Raw genomic sequence first — 16,319 nt, forward strand, 5'->3', positions numbered from 1 at the left:
GCGCCGGCGAACTGGCAATACAAACGGAAACCTGATATTCAACATATAAGCGTGCCGGAATCTTATCGGTGCGGTCGACTTCCGTTATGATCTCGGCATCCATGCGATCAGCAATTGGTCGACATCAGCGAGTCCACTGCAGTGGCACCAGGTGCCAGTTTCAGCGAACTCGCCCGATTTCACTCTAATCATTACGAACTCAGTACAGCAAGCACCAGCGAAGGAGATGAGAGATGGGAATGCGTATAGGCGAAGCACTTGTCGGAGATGGCAATGAGATTGCTCACATTGACCTGATTATCGGCGAAAAAGACGGCCCCGCAGGCGTTGCTTTCGCCAACGCCCTGGCTCAGCAGTCGGCCGGTCACAGCAATCTGCTGGCCGTGCTTGAACCAAACCTGGCCGTCAAACCTTCGACGGTCATGATCACCAAGGTCACCATCAAAGGGGCCAAGCAGGCTGTCCAGATGTTCGGTCCGGCTCAGTACGCTGTCGCCAAAGCCGTCGCTGATTGCGTCGAAGCAGGCACGATTCCCAAGGATCAGGCCGAAAACCTCGTCATCGTCTGCGGTGTCTTCATCCACTGGGATGCCGCCGATGACAAGAAAATCTACGAATACAACTACGAAGCGACCAAGCTGTCCATCGAACGCGCGATGAAGAACGAGCCTTCGGCCGACGAAATGGTCGCGAAGAAGGACTCGGCGAAGCATCCGTTCTCCGGCGTCTAAGTCATTCGGACAAAGCCAAGGAACTCCGCCTAGGCATATTTCCGTAAAGTCAGAAACAACTCTTCAGATTCCGGTTTGAAGAGTTGTTTTCTCATTAGGGGCTTCAATAATCTGGGTTCGCAACCTCTCTGTTGACTCCTGTTGACTTCACTGAAAAGCGGCCTGATGAAGCGCATTCTTCTCCACCTCGATACCGATCCTCAGCCGAGCAGCTTTGACGCGATCTCTGCGATTGACGGAGGAGTCGAACAACTGCTTTCTTACGGCAACGTGACCCCGGTCAACGTCGTGTCGCTGGTTCAGGGAGCGATCTTCACTCGTTCCCCCAACGACCTGCAGAACACCGCCATCTTCATCGGGGGCAGCGATATCGATGCCGCTCAGACCCTGCTGGAACGTGTCCGCGAGACATTCTTCGGTCCGATGCGGGTTTCGGTGATGATGGATGCCAGCGGCTGCAATACGACCGCCTCCGCAGCTGTCGTGTGCGCCGGTCGCCATCTGAAACTGTCCGAGAGTTCGGCAGCCGTGTTTGGTGGAACTGGTCCGGTTGGCCGCCGTGTCGCCCGAATTCTGATGTCATCGGGTTGCCGAGTGAAAGTTGTCTCCCGTTCGCTGGATCGGGCTCGGGCAGCCTGTGCCGCCATCGACAGCGGCAGCAAGCTTCTCCAACCGGTGGCGATGAGTTCCCCGGAAGATCTCCACACAGTGGCCGAGGGAGTCGACGTCGTCGTGGCCGCCGGGGCTGCTGGAGTGAAGTTCTGTTCGCTCAAGGCTCTGCAGGCGTCTTCCAGTGTCAAAGTCGCCATCGACCTGAACGCCGTTCCACCTTTGGGGATCGAAGGGATCGAATCTGGCGACAAAGCCCGCGAAGTTGGGAGAATTGTCTGCTACGGTGCTCTGGGTGTGGGCGGTCTCAAGATGCGATTACACCATCATGTCATCGATCAGCTCTTTGAAACCAACGAGCAGGTCTTCGATGCCGAGACCACATTCGCCGCTGCTGGAAACTTGCGGTAAATAGAGACCCTGGGTATTCGCTGCGGCTCTTGAAAAAATCTGGTCGAATGCAAACTTTGCTTCAAGTCGGCCAAAAACAGCCGCTCTAAAGCCAGAAACAAACTCGCCTTGCCTCTTTTCAGGCCTATCGGGTAATTCTACCCGCTATTCACTTCGTAAAGCCTCACCTCTCCAGTTTCCGGCCGGCGTTGTGACCAGTCTCAACATCCATTCCACCTCCACCGGTTCGGCATCTCTCAACGTGTATCAGCGTCAGGTCTTCTCATGATCATACCCAGCTGGTCTTCGAAAGATCTCGGTCACCAGGGACGCCCCTCGTCTCTGGTCAGCGGACTCCTTTCCCGCCTGCAGTCCGCGCTCGCGACCTTGAATCATTCGACCCACAATCATTTCCGCCCCCTGGGCCTTCTGTTTCTGGCTGGTCTCGCACTGGTCGGGAGCGGCTGCGCGTCGCCCTGGGCGATTCCTGTCGCCGTTTCCGACGAGCCGATCCAGATTCGAGGTCAGTCTCCGGACGACGTGGATCCGGCCTTCGGCGGCGCATACTCCTCGAGGCCGCAGGCTCCGGACGATAATCCGTTCCAGCCGGTCTCCACCGGGTCCGAACCGAAACTCGAAGTCCCCGAAACCGATGACAACGGCTACCTGAAGGAAATCCTTCAGACGTCAGCATTGCCATCGAGCGTGATGTCGGAGACACCGAACCCAGTCAAACCGCAGAATGGCGAAGAAGTCGTCGACGTTCAGATCGAAGGAACGACCACGATTCCCGTCGCCGCGCTGGCTGGATACATCAAATCTCGACCCGGTCGACCGATTACCGAAGACCAGGTCCGTGAAGACGTCCGCTCTCTGTACAACACCAAATGGTTCTTCAGCATCACTCCGGTGTACCGTCGCACGGAAGCCGGACTCGTGCTCGTCTACAAAGTTTCGGAACGTCCGATTCTGCGAAGCGTGACCTATGTCGGGAATGAAAAGCTCAAAGAGAAAGAACTCGCCGGAATCACCGGCCTGAAGCCCCTTCATGCGTTCTCAGTCGCCACGAACCGCGAGGCGGCACGGCGAATTCATGAACACTATAAGCAGAAGGGCTATCTCTTCGCGGAAGTCGAACTTCAGGAAGGGGGCGAACCCAACGATCGCGCCGTCATTTTCGCGATCAAGGAAGGTCCAAAAGTCCGCGTCGCTACTGTTCAGTTCACCGGCAACGAAGATGTCAGCTCGGAAGTTCTCAAACTCCGATTGACCACCAAAAAACGCATCCTCTGGACGTTCGGCGGGCAATACGACCCCACGACGATTTCCGACGATGTGATGCTGCTCAAGAAGTACTACCACAACATTGGCTACTTCGATGTCCAGATCGAAAGCGACGTGCAGTTCTCTGAAGACCAGTCGACTGTTACGGTCACCTATAACGTGAATGAAGGTCCGCGATACCGGATTCGAAATCTCTCGATCGAAGGCAACGAGATCTACAGCAACGAAGAGCTGTTGAAAGATTTCGACGTCGCCACCGGACAGTATTTCAGTGCCCGCGATCTCGCCGAAGATGTCTCCGAGGTCCAGGACAAATACGGCGAACTCGGTCGACTCTTCGCCAAAGTCAACACGCAGACGGTTTTCACCAAGGAACCAGGCGTCGTCGATTTGAAGCTGAGCATCGATGAAGACCGCGTTTACCGAATCGGCATGATTCACGTCCACCTGCGTGGACAACATACGCATACCAAGGAAACCGTCGCTCTCAACCAGATGCTCGTCGCCCCCGGCGAGCTGGCGAATCCCGAAAAGATCCGTCGTTCACGGGCCCGCTTCGCTGGAGCCGCCATCTGGGAAGGCGGCGGACCGGTGGCCCCGGAAATCAACATCCGTCCGATCTCCGATCCGAGCTACCTCAGCAAGATCGAAACGAAACCGGAAAATGTCTATCGCGGCTCCGACGATTACTTCGGCCAGTCGCCGCTTGCAACAATGAATGCACTTCCGGAAACCTCCCGGACATTGCATTCCGCGACCAATCCCGCGCAAACGGTCTCGGCGACTCCCCAGGTGCCGCCCAATTACACGGAGTTTCTGCCGACCAGCTATCACGCCGAACAGGCCGAACCGGGTCGGGTTCAGATTGATCGCATGGTCCCGGGTTCGGGACACACGCTCGAGACGGAGACCATTCCCGAAGTTCCCTCGAATCGTTACCTGCGAGAGCAGCGGATCGAACGCGAGACCTCCATGGTGCCGGCTCTGTACGTGCCGATGGATCTGGAACGGGAAACCGTCTTCTTTGAACCGGGCGAACCGTTTCTGGCTCCCATGACCACAGCCGGAACGACCGGCAAAGAAACTCCGGTTGTTCGTGGACAGAACTACGACAACTACCACGATCCCCCGAATCTGATCTACAGCCAGACGCCTCAAGGTGACCTGCTCGGACCTCAATTCCAGAATCCTCAGCTGCCGCCGGGATATGTCGATCTCGATGTGTATCTCTCGGAAGCCCGCACCGGTCGTTTCATGGTCGGAGCCGGGGTGAACTCGGACTCCGGGGTGGTCGGTAATATCGTGCTCGAAGAACAGAACTTCGATATCACCCGCTTCCCAACCAGCTGGCGCGACGTGACTGATGGCTACGCCTTCCGCGGCGGCGGACAGCAGTTCCGACTCGAAGCCACTCCCGGTAGCCAGGTCAGCCGTTATCTGGCGAGCTGGACCGACCCGTACTTCCTGAACACCGACTACAGCCTCGGTGTGAGCGGCTTCTATTACGAACGCTTCTTCCGCGACTACGACGAAACCCGTCTCGGCGGTCGTGTGAATGTCGGGAAACTGCTCACTCGAGAACTGTCGGTCAACGCGGCTCTGCGAATGGAACAAGTCGATATTGGGGATCCCCGTCTCGCTCCGGGCATGGCTCCGTCGATCGATGAGATCCTCGGCTCCAACTTCCTGGGAACCGGCCGCTTCACCATGGCATACGATACCCGAGATTCGTCCTACATGGCGACCGAGGGCTTCAATGTGTCCTCAAGCGTCGAACAGGCCTTTGCTGACTTCGACTTCACGAAACTCGATCTCAACGCCAGTGAGTACTTCACGGTTTATCAGCGCCCAGACGGAGCCGGTAAGCATGTGGTCTCGCTGCGAGGAAACGTCGGCTGGACCACGGAAGACACACCAGCCTTCGAACGGTTCTATGCCGGGGGTTTCCAGACGTTCCGCGGTTTCGAGTTCCGTTCGGTCACGCCACTGGAGCCGGATAACATCGGCACCAACGGAGCCGCCGTCGGGGGCTTCTTCCAGACACTCGGCACGGTGGAGTACATGATGCCGGTGACCGCCAACGAAGCCGTCCGCGTCGTCGCCTTCTCCGACTTCGGTACTGTCGACCGAGCGGTCTCGTTCGAAGAATTCCGCGTGTCGGTCGGTGCCGGTCTGCGAATCACCGTGCCTCAAATGGGTCCGGTTCCGATCGCTCTCGACTGGGCCTTCCCGGTTGTGAAGCAGGAAACCGATATCCGCCAGATCTTCTCGTTCTACATCGGCCTGACTCGTTAGAGCGGACTACTTAATTGTGTAGCCGTTCCGTCCGTATAAGTTGCCGCGTTTCAGGCGAAAACTCGATTCTATGCGGACATACGGTAGAGCGATCCGCTTTAGTCACCCCGCGTAGAGTCTACCATCCGGTGCCATGCCCACGCCTGTCGTGGGCATGCTTCGTTTCACAGTGACACGTCGCAATCGCATCCATCGAGAAGATGCCGCGTCTCCATGGCCCAGTGGGCAGAGGCCGGGGATGCAGAGCTTCATCCTCACCCGAAGCGCGAGCGGGAGCTAGTTAGCGATGCCTCCCTTCTCGCTGATGATTCGGGTTGCGATTAAAGGTGGTGTCCTTAGGGTTCGTCGCCGTTTTCGAGGGCGCTCCAGAGGACTCCGGTGATGTAGTCGAAGGCGGCTGCGCGGTCGATTTCGGTCAGGACTTCGACGTTCGCGTTCTTCTGGCGGAGGCTGCGCCGGTCGACGACGGTCATGCCACGGGTCAGTTCTCCGGTCGTTTCGACATCGACCGCCATCAACTTGCGGGTAAACAGCTGCGGACGAGCCACGGCTGTGAGCGCGGCCAGTGCCGGCAGGGAGACGCCTTCCTGTCCCAGATGCCGCCGTGCCGATCGCAGCGCAAAGGGCAGCAGCAGATTGATGAACTCGGTAATGTGCGACTTCCCATCCTGAGGCAACCGGTTCAGTTCGCCAAAGGTCAACCGCAGTTGATGAGAAACATCGAGCGGGACGAGGATCTTGTTGCAGTCCGTTTGCAGAACGTATCGAGCCGAATCGGGATCGGCGTAGATATTTCCTTCCGCAGCTGCGGTGGTGTCGCCCCCTTCGTTGATCGATCCCCCCAGACAGACAAGCGTCTTCACTTCCTGCAGGAAGTCGGGGTGAATCTCACAGGCGAGCACGATGTTCGTCAACGGGCCGAGCGTGAGGATCGTCACTTCGTGCGGATTCGTCCGAACCAGTTCCGCCATTACCTTGGCCGAGACATGAGGACTGGCGAGGCTGACGGCGCTGGTGGGACAGTCGCCCAGTCCGGTTTCGCCGAGCAGCAGTGGGCAGGGGACTTCCCGGATCGCCGAGATCGAAGCAGGCAGTTGTTCGTCGCAGCAGCCGAGGCGGGGATATTTCTGCGGATCGATCCGGTTCACGATCGTCTGCAAATTATGGTTGGCCTGGGAGCCTGTCACCATACCGGCGGTCGCCGTGAGAGCGAGCACGTCCATCTGAGGGTCGAGAATGGCGACGAGAATCGCCAGGGCGTCGCCGATCCCGGGATCGGCATCGATGACAACTTTGGTCTTGCGGTTCGGCGTGCTCGAGCTGGTCACCTGGGATTGAGTGAGTGGCTCCAGTTCCTCTTCGAACATTTCCTCAGGACTCATCGGTGACACATCCTTCCGAAGCCGATTTGACCGTCATGATATATCGATGCAGGACACCCCGCTCGGCTTTATAGGGCGGCATGGTCCAGGTCGCCTGTCGCACGGCCAGTTCTTCCGGGGTCACATCGAACGAGATCTCGTTTGACTCTGCATCGATCGTAATCAGGTCCCCATCTTTGACCAGTGCAATCGGTCCCCCATCCTGGGCTTCGGGGCAGATATGTCCCACGATGAACCCGTGAGACGCTCCGGAGAAGCGTCCGTCGGTGATCAGAGCCACGTCCTTGCCCATGCCCGTTCCCATCAGAGCAGCGGTGGGAGAGAGCATTTCCGGCATGCCCGGTCCGCCCTTGGGACCTTCATAACGAATGACGACGACATCGCCTTTCTGAATCTGCCGCTCTTCCACGGCGAGAATCATGTCTTCTTCGCAGTCGAACACCCGAGCAGGTCCGGAAAAGCGAACGCCTTCCTTCCCTGTAATTTTCGCAACGGCTCCGTCCGGGGCAAGATTGCCGCGAAGGATCCGCAGATGTCCGGTCGGTTTGATGGCGTGGGGAATGTCGTGCACGACGTCCTGCCCGGCGACCAGATCCGGGATCTCGGCCAGGTTTTCCGCCAGCGTCTTCCCGGTCACGGTGATGCAGTCTCCTTTGAGATAGCCTTCGGCCAGCATGTACTTCATCACGGCTGGTGTTCCGCCCGCTTTGTGCAGGTCCACCATGGAGTACTTGCCGCTGGGACGCATGTTGGCCAGCAACGGTGTCTTATCGCTGATCCGCTGGAAGTCTTCGATCGACAACGGCACATCGACCGATCGGGCGACGGCCAGGAGATGCAGGACTCCGTTGGTAGACCCGCCCAGAGCGACGATCATCGTGATGGCGTTCTCGAAGGCTTCGCGCGTCATGATGTCGCGGGGCTTCAGGTCCATTTCCAGAAGCGTGCGGACGATCTTTCCGATCGAGCGACACTCTTCAATCTTCCGGTCATCGACGGCGGGAATGGACGAGCTGTAAGGCACGGTCATGCCCATCGCTTCCATCGCGACCGACATCGTATTGGCCGTGAACATGCCTCCGCAGGCACCCGCTCCGGGGCAGCTGTTACGAACGACGTTATGCCGTTCTTCATCGGTAATGCGGCCGGCCAGATACTCGCCGTAGACTTCGTTCGCCGAGCCGACATCGATCATCTTGTCGTTCCAGCAACCAGGCTGAATGGTACCGCCATAAATCATGACCGCCGGTCGATTGAGTCGACCTGCGGCGATCAGGCAACCCGGCATGTTCTTATCACAACCGGGGAGAGCAACCAGAGCATCGTACCAGAAGGCGGACATCACCGTTTCGATCGAGTCGGCAATCAGATCGCGCGACTGCAGCGAGAACGACATCCCTTCGGTCCCCATCGAGATGCCGTCACTGACGCCAATCGTATTGAATCGCATGCCGATGAGCGCTTCCTGCTGCACGCTTTCACGGACCGCGGTGGCCAGCTTGTCGAGGTGCATGTTGCAGGGATTGCCGTCATACCAGAGGCTGGCGATGCCGACCTGCGGCTTGTTCATGTCCTCTTCGGTCATACCCGTCGCATAGAGCATCGACTGAGAGACACCCTGCTTGCGCGGCTGCGTGATGCGGGAGCTGTAGCGGTTCAAACCTGAGGAAGAAACGGGGCTGTCGAACTGGCTCATCAATGATTCCAAAACTACCGGAGAGGCTGGCTGCAAGAATTCGCGACCGGGCGGCGCGACGATGCGTCTGAAAGCTTCGAGTATACTGGAAAGAACCGACGATCCCCAGCGATCCCGCCAACGAGAGCCGGTGTCCATACCGGTACAAGTCTTGCGTGGATGTTTTTTCAGATCAGAAATCGTTTGTCGAAAAACCCGTAGCGATTCGACGTAGTAGTGTTAGGATGTAGCATAGGGTAATTTACCAGCCACGGAGTTGTGGAGATCCCGAGCTGTGTCACCCCCGTTTGCACAACACGCTTTCCACGCGAGTTGTAGGAGGAGTCACGGGCCATGGCGAGACTGGAGGTCATTTCAGGTCCCCATTCCGGGACGACGTACTCACTCCGATCTAACGGAGTGACCGCCGTCGGTCGAGACGGCACATCGGACATTGTTCTTCCGGTGCGAAGCATTTCCCGCCATCACGCGCAGATCTTCTGCGATGGCGATCATTATTTCATCGAAGATCTCGGGAGTGTTAACGGAACCTGCGTCGACGGGAAACGAATCAAGAGTCGACAACAACTGCATGAAGGCAGCCGGATCAACTTTTACGAGATCCATCTGGTTTTCCATAAAAACGAATCGTCCGGCGAAATACCGACGTTTACCCCCGAGCCGTTCGACAGGGCTCAAGAGCAAGCCGTGAACAATCACACGGTCAGCGTCCCCGCAGAGAATAACGTCTGGGGGACGAAGCGGTTCCAGTACCTGCTCGATATCAACTCGAAGCTCGCCGGCTCGTTGAATCTGGATGAGATTCTTCCCAAAGTCCTCGACATTCTCTTCGAGATCTTTCCTCAATCGACCAATGGGCGAATCCTCCTGGTCGAGGAAGACGGCGAGCTGGTCCCTTACGCCTGCAAAGCCGGCCGCGACGACAACAGCAGCATCCTGACCCAGGTTCCGCTCGGAAGCGAACTGGCTTCGACGGTGCTCGAATCCGGCAAGGACATGCTCTCGAACTCCGACGCCTTCAGTGAGTCGGTGCTCGATGAAGACGTCTGCTCGACGATGTGCGTCAGACTGCTCAATCCCGATCGCGCTCCGCTGGGGGTGATCGAAGTCGAAACGACCGACGACCAGTCGATGTTTCACGATGATGACCTGCATGTCCTTCGCAGTGTCGCCGACATGACCGGGCTGGCGATCGCCTATGCGCGAGCCCACGCCCAGCAGATGGCTCGAGCCCGGCATCAGCAGCAGTTGGAAATGGCTCACGAGGTTCAGATGCGGATGTTGCCCCGCGACCGGCCAGAAGTGACCGGTTACACCTTCAGCGACTTCTACGCCGCGGCCGGGCAGGTTGGAGGAGACTTCTTCTACTATCGCTGGTTGAAAGCTAATCAGCTGGTCGTCGCGATCGGAGATATCTGCGGGAAAGGGATGCCGGCCGCTTTGAAAATGGCTCACATGAATACGCACCTGCATCACGTCATGGGAACGGCCCGGAGCTTGAAGGTCGCCATGCACCGCCTGAACCAGGGAGCCTTCAATGACCCGACCGATATCTCCCTGATCACATTCGTGCTCTGCATCTTCAATGTCCAGAAGCACGAGCTGACCATTGCCAACGCGGGGCATATTCCTCCGCTCCGTCGACGGGCCGGATCAACCGCAGTGGAGTACATGCAGCACGAAAAAGATGGATTGCCTCTAGGGGTAGAGAAAGATTTTGAGTATCACCCGATGACATACAAGTTCGATCCGGGCGACCTGGTCGTGCTCTGCACGGACGGGATTACCGAAGCGATGGATGGGCAGTCGAACCTGTTCGGCATGGATGGTCTGGAGAACTCCATCCTTAAATCTCGACCAAACGCCGACCAAGCTGTGTCTACTCTGGTTGAGGATGTCCGGATACACACCCGCGGCAAGCGGCAACAGGACGATATGTGCATCGTGAGCGTGAGTCGCGATCTGTGAACGCCTTCGGGGAGACACTCTCGGAGACGCCGCACTGATTTCACAGTTGCCGGACCGGGGGGGAAGGTCAGGTCTTCGCCGCCGCAGAGGCGTCGTCCGGGTTTTCCATTTCCGAGTTATGCCGCTGGAGCCAGCGAAAGACGAGCCAGCAGCCAGCAGCCCAGGTGGCGCCCATGGTCCAGCCAGCCAGCACGTCCGTGGGCCAGTGCACTCCGAGATACACGCGACTGATGCCGATCAGTATCGTCAGAAAGAAGGCCAGGAGCAGAAAGTAAGCCTTGATACGGTGTCGCGTTTGCACGCGAGCCAGCAACGCTCCCAGTGTCAGGTAAACCACGGCTGAGATTGCGGAATGTCCACTCGGGAAACTGCGGGTGTAGACATATTGTCCGTGAGGGACGAGGTCGGGACGGGGCCGGTCGAAGAAATACTTCAGACCCGTACTCAGCAGCATCCCACTGACGACGGCCAGGACAAGGAAGAGAGCTTCGGTTCGTTTTCCCTGCAGGAACAGGAAGCCGGCGACGCCGATCGTCAGAAAGGTCACAATCACCGTTCCTCCGAGGGCAGTCACATCCCGGGCGGTTTCTTCCACCCAGTGCGGCCCGAGCGGATCGGTCACGTCGTCCGCCTGTCGCATGCTGAGCAGTACGGTGCGGTCGAACTTCTCGCTCTCGCCCTCGCGAACTTCATCGGCCAGTTCCACGAAGCCCCACGTTCCCGCCGCGACCAGCCCCACGAGGACTAACGTCGCAAGCTCATGGCTGCCCAGCCACGTCATGAACTTCTGAATGGGATGAGGAATCTTCCGCAAGAACTGCATAAGTCGCGATCCAGAACTGCCGGGCGCCCAGGAAACGTTTCGTTTCAGTCTATGACGGATCCGGCGGGCGACAACATGGATTTGAGCGATTCAGCGTTCAGTTTGCGGCGTCCGTCGTCAGATCGAACTGAGCCGTGATCAGGCTGCGAAGTTCGTTCTGAATTTCCTCGATCGAACGCCCTTCGCCAGATTCTGTCAGGCAGTTCACGACATGCCAGTGTTCGTTCTCTCTGCACAACTGCAGATAGACGTCTCTCACGCCGATGAGGTAATCGCAGTCGGACTCGTGCAGATCCGTTACCTGACGGGTGTAATCGCGGGCATTCTTTCGAGCCACCCGTTCGGCAGAGACTTCTGCGGGCAGATCGAGAACGATCACCAGATCGGGACGAGGCACCTTGAAGATCCCGTATTCGACCTGCTCGATCCACTGCAGAAATTCCTGCCGCTCAGCGCCCAGCAATCGGGCTCCCTGATGAGCGAAGTTCGAGCCGACGTAACGATCGGCGATGAGCAGATCGTGGTCGTCGAGTTTCTGGCAGATGACATCCCGCGATTCAAACCGCTCAGTGGCATACATCAGCGAGATCGGAATGGGATGCAGATTCTCGAGCGTGCCGAACTGACCATCGAGAAAGCGGCCGATCTGTTTGCCGGTCAGCGTTTCGCTGTAACGGGGAAAGGTGATCGTGCCGGTGCTCAACCCGGACGTCTGAAAGAAGTCGACCAGAGCCGCGGTCTGCGTCCCTTTGCCGGACCCATCGATTCCTTCGATCGCAACGAAATAAGACAAACCAGTTCCTTCACGCCACACGGCGACTCAAGCGGCCGGGCAACTTCGTGTTGTGTTGGACAAAGACCGTTCTTTTTCAAGAGCGGTTCCCTCGCCCCCCGGGGGGAAAGGGTTAGGGTGAGAGGGAAATGCAGGGTCCATGTTTATTGGGCCGTAGTCTCGCAACTGTGAGGAGCGCCGCTGGTTGATCGCCCCCTCCTCGTCCTTCGGGCTTTCCGCATATGGCGGAGAAAGTAAGCCGCTCCCCGTGAAGGGGGCGAAGGAACATCCGAAGGCGATGCCCTCGAATCCGGCGGCTGTTACACCTGCGTCTGGAACTGCTGCACAGCGGTGTCCACGTCAGGATGGACGAGAAAATAGGTATGCAGCCGACTTGTTTCCATCACTTCCTGCACGGCCGGAGCCAAGTCGCAGATTGCCATCTCGCCTTCCAGACGACGGAGATGGCGGTGCAGATGAATGAGCTTGCCGAGAATGGACGAGGTCACCCAGTCGACTCCCTTCAGGGAGAGGACGACCCGATTGTAGCCGAGCTGATCGACAATTTGCATCAACTCGAAGCCGAGTTGCTCGACATTGTCTTCTTCGGACAACGTCGATTTGCGGATCCGGATTACAGCTACTTCACCGGTCCGTTCCAGCGTGAAAAACGACGGCTGGAAGTCGTGGGAATCGCTAGTCATGGTGTTGCCCGCTTTGAATCGCTGAAAGATGATCTCGAAAGGCTTCGACGCCTTCTGCCTGAAGGAACGATCCGATGTCCGATTTCTTCCCCGGCAACTCAACCGGGACGTACCGTTCGTCCGTTCCCTGTAGCCAGCCTGGTCGCCGCTGCGATTCCCGCTCGACCAGAACCTGACTGGCTTGGCCGATTCGCTCGCGATAAAACTCCATGGCCAGTTCACGTTCCAGCTCTCCGAGCCGGGCGACCCGTTCCTTGATCACCGGCGGCGGAAGCTGATTGGCGAACTCGGCCGCTTTCGTCCCTTTACGCACACTGTACGGAAAGACGTGGACCTTCATGAATCGGGCGTCGCGGCAGGATTGCAGCGTCTCCTCGAATTCTTCGTCGGTCTCCCCGGGGAATCCCACAATCACATCCGTCGTAAAGGCCGGATGTTCGAGCCTTTCTCGCATCTTCTCAAGTTTTTCGAGGAATCTCGCCATGCTGTAGCGGCGACGCATCCGCCGCAACACCGTTTCCGAGCCGCTCTGCAGGGCCGGATGAAACTGCGGGCAGAGATGTTCACAATTCGCGGCTGCCGAGATGAAATCGTCGTTCACTTCAACCGCTTCAATACTGGAGAGCCGCATTCGCCAGTTGCCCGGAATCTTGTCGAGCTTCTCGAACAGATGCCACAACCGGAACGGGGGCTTGCCCGACTTCCCGCGGGTCGTGTCGACGCCGTAATGTCCGACGTGGACACCAGTAATGACGATTTCCAGATACCCGTTGTCGATCAGCCGGCGGACTTCGTCTTCAATATCCTGCGGCGAGCGGCTCTGCAGCCCCGGTCGTACCTGCGGGATGATGCAGTAGGTACATTTCAGGATGCAGCCGTCCTGGACCTTCACATACGCCCGGCGACGCCCTTCGAACTGACTGATGCCGTTCGGCATGTCGTGGATGCCGTGTCGCTGCAGGATGTCCGGCAGTTCCCGTTTGTCGGTCACAACCTCGAACACCCCCGGAAGCTCCGCCAGTTCCTGCGGATCGCGGGTCGCGTAGCAGCCCATCACCAGCGTACGCGTGCCGGGATTCTTCCGGGCCAGCTGGCGAATCACCTGTCGCGACTTGGAATCGCCGGTATGTGTGACCGTACAAGTATTTACGACGCAAAGATCGGCGGTTTCGCCATCCCCGGCTTCCCGAAAACCGTTCTTCTGCAGCGTTTCGTAGACGAGCTGGGTTTCGTACTGATTGACCTTACAGCCCAGAGTCACCAGCCGGCAGGTCTTGTCGATTCCTTCAAACTGTTGCGACAGACCGGTCGCGAAGGGAACGATCTCAGTCGATTCGTTCTCGTTGAGGATCGGCAACGACAGGGAAGAAGTTGAACTCATGGCAGGCACGGAAAAAACGTGAAATCTCTCAATCGACGCGGGAAGCAGCGAGCAATAGTATAAACCTCGGTAGACTACCCCACAAACCGCCATTTGGATTTCTGGGGAAATCGGCGTGAGGGAATGGCCGTCAGGCGTCAGAGTCGAAGCAAAACACGGAGCGGCGGCCCCCTGCCGCCGAATGCAGACTGCCCGACTCATGGACTCCTGGTGCCATTTTCAGCCTCAATAGACGTCTCGAATTCCGATTTGGGGAATCAGGTCATCTTCCTCATGATCGCGGCGGCAAAACGTCGGCGTTCATGGATATCGAGACCTTCGACACTTTTTCGACGCAGAAAGTTCCCGTGCAATCGCTGCAGGAAGTTGGAAACGCGATCATTTCGCTCAGGGAGCGAGTCGATGCTCTTTCCGGGGCCGCCGCTCCGCTCGATATTGCCCCGGTGACCTCCACCGAGTGGTATCAGCTCATCACACAGAAGCTGCTGCCGCAGCTCTCTGACAGTACTTACCTTGTCGTGGCGGTCGTTGGCGGGACGAATATCGGCAAGAGTGTGATTTTTAACCATCTTTGCGGCAGCAAGGTTTCCGCGACCAGCCCTCTGGCTTCGGGAACGAAGCATCCGACCTGCCTCACGCCGACGCGGCTCGCTTCTGATGAACTTCTGACCCCCGTTTTCAGCGAATTCGAGCTCCGCCATTCCGATGACGCCGAAGATGCCCTCCAGGGTTCGGACGACGACTTCCTCTTCTGGCGGGAGTCGCCCGAGGCACCCGAGAATCTGCTGCTGCTCGATACGCCCGACATCGACAGCGACGCCCAGGTGAACTGGAGCCGGGCCGACAAAGTCCGCCGAGCCGCCGATGTGCTCATCGCCGTGCTCACGCAGCAGAAGTACAACGACGCGGCTGTGAAGAAGTTTTTCCGAGCCGCAGCCGAGGAAGACAAATCGATTCTCGTCGTCTTCAACCAGCTGCTTCTTCCGGAAGACGAAGAATACTGGCCGATCTGGCTGCAGACCTTCTGCGAGGAGACGGGGATTTCGCCGGAGTACGTGTATCTCGCCCCGCACGATCGCCGGGCTGCCGAGCAGAATCAGCTGCCGTTCTACAACAGAGACTGGCCGCAAACCGACGAGTCGACGAGCAACGAACAGCCGCGAAACCTGATGGAGGATCTGTCTCAGCTGCGGTTTGAAGAGATCAAACTCAAATCGCTGGCCGGGGCTCTCGATACGCTGTGCGATAAGACCTTCGGCGTGCCGACCTATCTGGACGAGATCCGTCGCCGCAGCGGAATTCATGGCGATGCCTGGAAGCGACTCACCGAACGGATGCAGGAGATCTCGGTCACCTGGCCGGTGGTGCCGAATCGCGTCGTCATTCAGGAAGTGCGCAACTGGTGGGGAGAACAGAGGACCGGCTGGGAAGCCAATGTGCACGGCTTCTACGACGCGATCGGCCGAGGTCTGATGTGGCCGGTCCGTCAGTTCCAGGGACGTTCCGCCGATGACGAGCCGCAATGGATCAAGACGTATCGCCAGGAAGAATGGCGGACGATCCAGGTGCAGCTGGTTGGCATCTACGATCGCCTCGAATCGTTGAGCGAGCATGGTCATCCCGTGTTGCGAACGCGGCTCGAACAACTGATGGCCGGCCAGTCCCGCGAGGAAACGCTGGCCAAACTCAAGCAGCTGCACAAGGAGTCGCCATTTGAGGAAGAGCTGCAGGCGCTCGTTAAAGTGCAGATGCAGAAGTTCCGCGACGATCAGAAAGACTGGTTCAAGATGTTCAAGCGGCTCGACACAGCCGCCGCCGCTGCCCGGCCAGCCGTAACCGTCGCGCTCTTCGCGACCGGCGTCGGACCAGTAGGCAATGCAATGATGCCGATGGTGACCGACACGGCTCTTCAGGCAGCTTTGCATGTCGCCGGAGATGTGACCGCGGGAACCGTCACCGCAGCGGTGGGCGACACGGCAATTTCCTCAGGCACCTCGACGGGAGTCCGATACCTCGAAGCCTGGTTCCATCAGTTCCATCAGAACTTCGTGCAGATCCGCAAACTCTGGCTGCTCAAGCAACTGCAGGAGCACCTCTGGGGCACCCTGCTCGACGACCTCCAGACAGCATCAGACCTCCCCCGCTCCGAAGAGTTCCGAGCCGTCGAACAGGAACTCACCACCCTCCGCAAACTCGATTTGCGAACGTGAACGGCAGCGCCCATGCAGTGGCGATGCTGAGTCTTCAACGGACGTTGAGTGTGGACCGATTGCGAACAGACTCC

Annotated in this window: 11 protein-coding genes; 5 read left to right on the forward strand and 6 right to left on the reverse strand. The window is 58.2% G+C overall.

Going from position 1 to position 16,319, the window contains the following annotated elements; translation table 11 throughout:
* The first annotated feature begins 233 nt into the window (after window positions 1-233).
* The 3 genes from fae (at window position 234) to L1A08_RS16550 (ending at window position 5,309) form a co-directional block, all read left to right on the forward strand.
* A complete protein-coding gene (gene fae, locus L1A08_RS16540) occupies window positions 234-731 on the forward strand; it encodes a formaldehyde-activating enzyme (RefSeq protein WP_238757569.1) in 498 nt (165 codons plus the stop codon).
* 165 nt (window positions 732-896) lie between these two features.
* Window positions 897-1,751 (forward strand): NAD(P)-dependent methylenetetrahydromethanopterin dehydrogenase, encoded by an 855-nt coding sequence (locus tag L1A08_RS16545; protein ID WP_238757570.1) that lies wholly within the window; start codon window positions 897-899, stop codon window positions 1,749-1,751.
* A 264-nt stretch (window positions 1,752-2,015) separates the two neighbouring features.
* Entirely contained in the window at window positions 2,016-5,309 is a 3,294-nt protein-coding gene (locus tag L1A08_RS16550; protein ID WP_238757571.1) for a BamA/OMP85 family outer membrane protein, read from the forward strand.
* A 335-nt stretch (window positions 5,310-5,644) separates the two neighbouring features.
* On the opposite strand, the gene L1A08_RS16555 is transcribed toward L1A08_RS16550, so the two are convergent.
* Window positions 5,645-6,691, reverse strand: coding sequence for a nucleoside hydrolase (locus L1A08_RS16555; RefSeq protein WP_238757572.1), 1,047 nt, complete (start codon window positions 6,689-6,691; stop codon window positions 5,645-5,647).
* Window positions 6,681-8,387, reverse strand: coding sequence for a dihydroxy-acid dehydratase (gene ilvD / locus L1A08_RS16560; RefSeq protein ID WP_238757573.1), 1,707 nt, complete (start codon window positions 8,385-8,387; stop codon window positions 6,681-6,683). Before ilvD ends, L1A08_RS16555 begins: the two co-directional genes overlap by 11 nt.
* A 333-nt stretch (window positions 8,388-8,720) precedes the next feature.
* On the opposite strand from ilvD, the gene L1A08_RS16565 reads away from it, so the two are divergent.
* Window positions 8,721-10,355: a SpoIIE family protein phosphatase gene (locus tag L1A08_RS16565; protein WP_238757574.1), complete on the forward strand. Its 1,635-nt coding sequence runs from the start codon at window positions 8,721-8,723 to the stop codon at window positions 10,353-10,355.
* A gap of 67 nt (window positions 10,356-10,422) precedes the next feature.
* On the opposite strand, the gene L1A08_RS16570 is transcribed toward L1A08_RS16565, so the two are convergent.
* The 4 genes from L1A08_RS16570 to mtaB all read right to left on the reverse strand — a co-directional run bounded on the left by L1A08_RS16570 (window position 10,423) and on the right by mtaB (window position 14,035).
* The gene (locus tag L1A08_RS16570; protein WP_238757576.1) at window positions 10,423-11,178 is read right to left on the reverse strand and encodes a phosphatase PAP2 family protein; all 756 of its coding nucleotides are present in this window, start codon (window positions 11,176-11,178) and stop codon (window positions 10,423-10,425) included.
* Between the two features lie 97 nt (window positions 11,179-11,275).
* Window positions 11,276-11,971, reverse strand: coding sequence for a dTMP kinase (gene tmk / locus L1A08_RS16575; protein WP_238757577.1), 696 nt, complete (start codon window positions 11,969-11,971; stop codon window positions 11,276-11,278).
* Window positions 11,972-12,270: 299 nt separating this feature from the next.
* On the reverse strand, window positions 12,271-12,654 hold the full coding sequence (locus L1A08_RS16580) for an STAS domain-containing protein (protein WP_238757579.1): 384 nt from the start codon (window positions 12,652-12,654) through the stop codon (window positions 12,271-12,273).
* On the reverse strand, window positions 12,647-14,035 hold the full coding sequence (gene mtaB / locus L1A08_RS16585; RefSeq protein ID WP_238757581.1) for a tRNA (N(6)-L-threonylcarbamoyladenosine(37)-C(2))-methylthiotransferase MtaB: 1,389 nt from the start codon (window positions 14,033-14,035) through the stop codon (window positions 12,647-12,649). The genes L1A08_RS16580 and mtaB overlap by 8 nt, the downstream gene beginning before the upstream one ends.
* A gap of 302 nt (window positions 14,036-14,337) precedes the next feature.
* Between mtaB and L1A08_RS16590 the strand changes: the two genes are divergently transcribed.
* Complete coding sequence (locus L1A08_RS16590; RefSeq protein ID WP_238757582.1) at window positions 14,338-16,245, forward strand: GTPase; 1,908 nt, start codon at window positions 14,338-14,340, stop codon at window positions 16,243-16,245.
* Window positions 16,246-16,319: the final 74 nt, after the last annotated feature.

Origin of the sequence: Rubinisphaera margarita (genome assembly GCF_022267515.1) — a bacterium.
Classification (GTDB): domain Bacteria; phylum Planctomycetota; class Planctomycetia; order Planctomycetales; family Planctomycetaceae; genus Rubinisphaera; species Rubinisphaera margarita.